This window comes from Streptomyces sp. NPDC005374, assembly GCF_042872225.1.
GTDB lineage: Bacteria > Actinomycetota > Actinomycetes > Streptomycetales > Streptomycetaceae > Streptomyces.
In genome coordinates this window covers 1-5184 of record NZ_JBIAKA010000042.1, presented here as the reverse complement: position 1 = coordinate 5184, position 5184 = coordinate 1, and the positions used below count along the sequence as shown (strand labels likewise).

The following is a 5184-nucleotide window of genomic DNA, read 5'->3' as shown; positions in this document are numbered from 1 at the left end:
GGGCGCCCCCCGGGCCGGGTGGCGCGGGGGGGTGGGGGGGGGGGGGGCGGGGCCCGCGTCTGCGGCCAAAAAAAACCCGGGGGGGGGGGGGGGGCCCGGGGGGGGGCCCCCCCACCCCTCGCGTCTTTCTGTCACAGGTCGGCCGCGGTCTCCAGGGTGACGTCGGCGGAGAAGATGCGCAGACCGTTCTGTTCCAGGCTGACCAGGACCCGGCGCCGGCCCTGCGGGTCGGAGGGCAGCCGGTCCGCCCAGACCGAGCAGGGCGCGTCGAACTCGGCGTACCGGGTGAACTCGGTCTCCATCCCGACGACCGTCGAGGGACGCTCGGTCACGGCGTGGGCGGCCTGGCGGGCCGCCTCCAGCAGGAGCATGCCGGGGGCGTGGTCGACGGGGTGGTCGAAGAGGACGGGGTGCGCGAGGTCCACGCGCAGCTGCCAGCGGCCGGGCCGGTCGGTGGCGGAGAGCACCACGTCCTCGGGGCGGGTGCGGGCCACCAGCTCCGGTTCGATCGGCGGGCCCGGCGGCAGGGCACGGGCGACGGCGTGGGCGAGGTCGGCGTAGGGGCCGCGCAGGCGCTGATGGACGGCGGGCGGCTGGTTGTTGAAGCGGGTCCGGGCGGTGCCCAGCCGCTGTCCTGACAGCGCCACGTCCACGGCCATGGTCAGCGCGGCCAGCCGTGGGCCGCGGCGGACTATGTCCGAGCAGGTGATGCGCAGCTCCAGTCGGGCCGGGGCTGTGGTGACCATCATCGCGACGGTGTTGAGGTCGAAACGCAGATGCTCCCAGGCCTGGCGGTGGCCGAAGGGGACGCCGTAGGCGACGTGCGAGAGCAGCGGTACGGCCTGGCGTACGGACTCGGCGAGCAGCAGCGGGTCGTGGAGCCCGTGGACCGGGTGGTAGAAGGGGTGCGTCTGGGGCCAGTAGGCCGTGACGCTGTAGGAGTCGGGGGCCAGGACGCGCCACGACGAGAGCAGGACCTCGGCGCCGTTGCTCTTGTGCACATGGTTCTGCTGCACAGACATGACGGGACCGGCCAACTCCTGCTGGAACACTCCGGACATGCTTCCCCCAGTAAGTTCGGATGTGTGAAGGCGTCTCCACAACGCCTTCAACAACATAAAGAGCGTTCTGTTTTGAAACTCCAAGGGCAGGTAAAGAATTCTTCATCACTAGGTCAACCTCAGGGGAGAGCTTTCCCGTCTGCCCAGGCCCGAGGGGTTGCCAAGGGTGACCTCTCGGCGGATAACATAAGGAGCGTTCTACTTCCAGGGAGGTGCGGCCGATGACCGGCGCAAAGCAGGAGCGTGCAGTGCAGACCCGCAAAACGCTCCTACTGGCGGCGGCTGAGGTCTTCGACGAGTTCGGCTACGCCGGGGCGAGCGTCAACCGGATCCTCAAGCGGGCCGGACTGACCGCCGGAGCGCTCTACTTCCACTTCGAGTCCAAGGAGGGCCTGGCCCGGGCGGTGATGAACAGCCAGCCCGAGACCATCGTCCCGCTGCTGGACTCGCACGGACTCCAGCGCCTCGTGGACATCACGCTCACCTGGGCCCGCCGGCTCCAGAGGGACCCCCTACTGCGGGCCGGTGTCCGGCTCACCAACGAGCAGGCGTCCTTCGGACTCCAGGACGCCACCCCGTACCGCGAATGGGCGGGAATCATGGCCGCCTGCCTGCGGGACGCGCACGAGCGCGGGGAGTTGCAGGCCGGGGTGGAGCCGGACGAGGTGGGCGAGTTCATCGTCGAGGCGTGTACCGGCATGCAGATGTTCTCGGCCGTGGCGAGCGGCCGCACCGACCTGATCGAGCGCGTCACAAGGATGTGGCGGCTGCTCCTGCCCGGCATCGCGGTCCCGACGATCGTCGCACGCACCGAGACCGGCACGGAGCGTGCGTTCAAGTCGGCGGCCTGACCGTTTCACGGAGGATCGATGTCCCTGCCCACACCCGCCTCGCGCGGTTTCGGCCGCCTCAGACTGGCGGCCCTCAATATCGACGGAGTACTGCTGAACGACACGTTCAGCCCTGTGATCCACCGTTTCATCACCGGCCACGGCGGCCGGTACACGGCCGAGCTGGAACGCTCGGTCTTCTCCCGGCCGCAGCGCGTCGCGGGGCGCAACATGGCTGCCGCGCTGCCCGGCGGCATGACCGGCGAGGAGGCGCTGGCCGCCTACTTCGAGGAGCGGGACGCCTACCTCGTCGAGCACCCGGTCGCCCTGACGCCGGGCGCGATCGCCCTCGTCGAGCGCCTGCGGGCACTGGGTCTGCGAACGGTGTGCTACGGCGGACTCGGCGCCGAACACTTCGACCGGTTCCTCGGCGACTGGGCCGAACTGTTCGACGGGCCCCGCTATGTGTGCACCAACGACTTCAGGCCCGGGCTGCACGAGATCACCACCGAGATCTTCGGACTGCGTCCCGACGAGGCGGTGTTCGTGGACGATGTGGCCCGAGTGGCCGACACCGCACGGGAGTTGGGGGTCGGCTTCATCGGGCACCCGACGGACTTCGTACACAGTTTCCAGCCGCAGCTGATGCGGGAGGCGGGTGTGCGGCACCTGGTGGACTCGCTGGACTCCATCGACGAAACGTTGCTGCAGACCGTCGACGCGGAACTGACCGACAACACGTTCTGGCTGAGCGAGGCGGCGCCTGTATGAGCAACACCCAGTCGGCACCCGGCACTTCACTCGCGCTGGACGGCAAGGTCGCCATGATCACCGGTGCCTCCAGCGGGATCGGAGCCGCCGCCGCGCGGCTGTTCGCCCGGGAGGGGGCGGCCGTCGTGGTGACGGCCCGGCGCGGCGAGCGGTTGCGGGAACTGACCGAGGAGATCACCGGCGGCGGCGGGCGGGCCCTGGCCGTGCCCGGGGACATCACCTCCGCCGAGGACGTCGAGCGGGTCGTACGCGCCGCCGTCGACACCTTCGGGCGGCTCGACTGCGCCTTCAACAACGCGGGGTTCGCCACCGCGGGCACCGTGCTGCACGAGACCGGCCAGGACATCTACGAGCGGACCATGGACGTCAATGTGCGCGGCGTCTGGAACTGTCTGTCCCATCAGATCCCCGAGATGCTCAAGTCGGGCGGCGGCACGATCGTCAACACCTCCAGCGTGGCCGGACAGCGGGCGACGGGCGCCTCGGCGGCGTACGTGGCCGCCAAGCACGCGGTCCTCGGGCTCACCCGGGCCGCCGCGGCGGAGTACGGGCAGCGCGGCATCCGCGTCAACGCCCTCGTGGTCGGCAGCACCCGCACCGAGATGATGGACCAGGTCATCCAGGCGGTGCCGGAGCTGAAGGAACGTTTCGAGGACGAGACGCTCCAGAAGCGCATGGCCGACCCCCAGGAGGTGGCCCAGGCCGCCGTCTGGCTGTGCGGCGAACGTTCGTCGTTCGTCACCGGCGCGGCGATATCGGTCGACGGGGGTACCACGGCCGCCTGACCTCCGAGAGCGCCACCGGTTGCCCCGACTCCTTCAACTCCCTTGAATCCGGAGCTACTTGGGGCAGTCGGCGGCGACAGGAGGCACACCTCGCTGATGTCCTTGCGACGTACGAGCCGTCGTACGTCAGCGAAGGAGTCAGCCGTGTCAGCCGCGTCCCGGACCATCGCCACCACCCATCTGGTCAAGAACCGCCCACCGCACCGCACCCCCTCCGCGCACCGGGCCGCGCTCGGCGTCCTGGGCCTGAGCGCGTTCGTGGTGGGCACCGCCGAGTTCGTCGCCGTCGGTGTGCTGGACCGGATCGCCGACGGGCTGCATGTCTCCGTCACCGCCGTGGGCCTGCTGGTGACCGCGTACGCGCTCGGGGTCTGCGTCGGCGGCCCCTCGCTGACCGCGCTGACCATCCGGGTGCCACGCCGGCTGCTGCTGTGCTGTGCGCTGGCGGTCTACGCGGCCGCCAACGCGCTGGCCGCGCTCGCCGACTCCTTCGCCGTGCTGGTGACGGCACGCGCGGTCGCCGGGGCCGTGCACGGCCTGTTCGTCGGGGTCGCGTCGGCCGCCGCCGCGAGCCTGGTCGGGCCCGAGCGCAAGGGGCGTGCGGTGGCCGTCGTCTTCGGCGGCATCGCCGCCGCCAACCTGCTCGGCGTGCCGCTGGCCACGTACGCGGGCCATGTCATGCCGTGGCAGTCGGTGTTCGCGGGCATCGCCGTGCTGGCCTGTGTCGCGCTGGGCCTGACACTCGCGGTGCTGCCGCGGGTCGAGAACAGCGGTCAGGGCGAACTGCGGGCCCAGACCCGGTACGTCCTGACCGCACCGCCGCTGCTCGCCCTGTTCACGGCGGTGCTGCTGTTCTGCGGCCAGTTCACCGTGTTCACGTTGCTCGGCACCTATCTGCAGAAGGTCACCGGGGTCTCCGGCAGCGCGGTCGGCGGCTATCTGCTGGTCTTCGGCGCCGCCGGAACCGTGGGCACCCTGGCCGGCGGCCGCTTCGCCGACCGGGACGCCGGTACGACCCTGCGGGTGGCCGGCGTGGTGCTGGCGGCGGACCTCGCGGTGCTCTACGCGGTCGGTTCCGAGCCCGCCGCCGTCGCCGTCTGTCTGTCCGTGTTCGGCCTGTTCGGCTTCGGCCTGGCCCCCGCCCTGCAACTCCGCACCATCGAACTGGCGGGCCCGGCCGGCGACCTGGCCTCGACCCTCGGCGCCTCGGCCGGAAACGCCGGCATCGCGGCCGGCTCGGCCATGGCCGGCTGGTACGGCGCCCGGTACGGCGTCACCGGCCTCCCCCTGGCCGGCGCGGCGATCTGCACGCTGACCCTGCCGCTGCTGTGGACACTGCGCCGGGTACGCCCGACGACAGCGGACATCTGAGCGGGATGGGGCCCGAGGCCGGCCGCGGGGACCCGACCGGACCCCGGACCGGAACCGACCCGACAACGCCCCCGCACTGGGCCGAATCCACTCCGCGCCGGGGCGGGGAGCCGGCGTTGTGCCGGCCGGTTCCGTGGACTCGGCCGACCGTGAACCGGCAGCAGCCCGACGGCTGCCCAGGGCCGACAGGTTCCCGCCCGCTTCCGCACACCACCGCGGCCGTCGCCCGAGTCGGGTGACGGCCGCGGTGATCGAGGGGGGGCCGGGTCAGCGGAAGTCCTCCTCGCGGTACTCGGCGGCCGACCCGGCTGCCGTGGCCTCGCGCAGTTCGATGCGGCGGATCTTGCCGGAGACGGTCTTGGGCAG

At 71.6% G+C, this 5184-nt stretch carries 5 protein-coding genes; 4 read left to right on the top strand and 1 reads right to left on the bottom strand.

Features of this window, described 5'->3' with window-relative positions:
- Positions 1-131: 131 nt before the first annotated feature.
- Positions 132-1061, bottom strand: coding sequence for a ScbA/BarX family gamma-butyrolactone biosynthesis protein (locus ACFYRX_RS46705; RefSeq protein ID WP_389113555.1), 930 nt, complete (start codon positions 1059-1061; stop codon positions 132-134).
- 221 nt (positions 1062-1282) lie between these two features.
- On the opposite strand from ACFYRX_RS46705, the gene ACFYRX_RS46700 reads away from it, so the two are divergent.
- The 4 genes from ACFYRX_RS46700 (at position 1283) to ACFYRX_RS46685 (ending at position 4818) form a co-directional block, all read left to right on the top strand.
- Positions 1283-1912 carry a ScbR family autoregulator-binding transcription factor gene (locus tag ACFYRX_RS46700; RefSeq protein ID WP_389113553.1) on the top strand — a complete coding sequence of 210 codons (630 nt, stop codon included), beginning with the start codon at positions 1283-1285 and terminating at the stop codon, positions 1910-1912.
- Between the two features lie 18 nt (positions 1913-1930).
- Positions 1931-2662: an HAD family hydrolase gene (locus ACFYRX_RS46695; RefSeq protein ID WP_389113551.1), complete on the top strand. Its 732-nt coding sequence runs from the start codon at positions 1931-1933 to the stop codon at positions 2660-2662.
- Entirely contained in the window at positions 2659-3447 is a 789-nt protein-coding gene (locus tag ACFYRX_RS46690) for an SDR family NAD(P)-dependent oxidoreductase (RefSeq protein WP_389113549.1), read from the top strand. Before ACFYRX_RS46695 ends, ACFYRX_RS46690 begins: the two co-directional genes overlap by 4 nt.
- A 144-nt stretch (positions 3448-3591) precedes the next feature.
- Positions 3592-4818 carry an MFS transporter gene (locus ACFYRX_RS46685; protein ID WP_389113547.1) on the top strand — a complete coding sequence of 409 codons (1227 nt, stop codon included), beginning with the start codon at positions 3592-3594 and terminating at the stop codon, positions 4816-4818.
- Positions 4819-5184 lie beyond the last annotated feature (366 nt).

Bases quoted from the DNA above. Each gene is read 5' to 3' on its own strand.
- ACFYRX_RS46705 (WP_389113555.1), bottom strand. From the start codon at position 1,061: ATGTCCGGAGTGTTCCAGCAGGAGTTGGCCGGTCCCGTCATGTCTGTG.
- ACFYRX_RS46700 (WP_389113553.1), top strand. From the start codon at position 1,283: ATGACCGGCGCAAAGCAGGAGCGTGCAGTGCAGACCCGCAAAACGCTC.
- ACFYRX_RS46695 (WP_389113551.1), top strand. From the start codon at position 1,931: ATGTCCCTGCCCACACCCGCCTCGCGCGGTTTCGGCCGCCTCAGACTG.
- ACFYRX_RS46690 (WP_389113549.1), top strand. From the start codon at position 2,659: ATGAGCAACACCCAGTCGGCACCCGGCACTTCACTCGCGCTGGACGGC.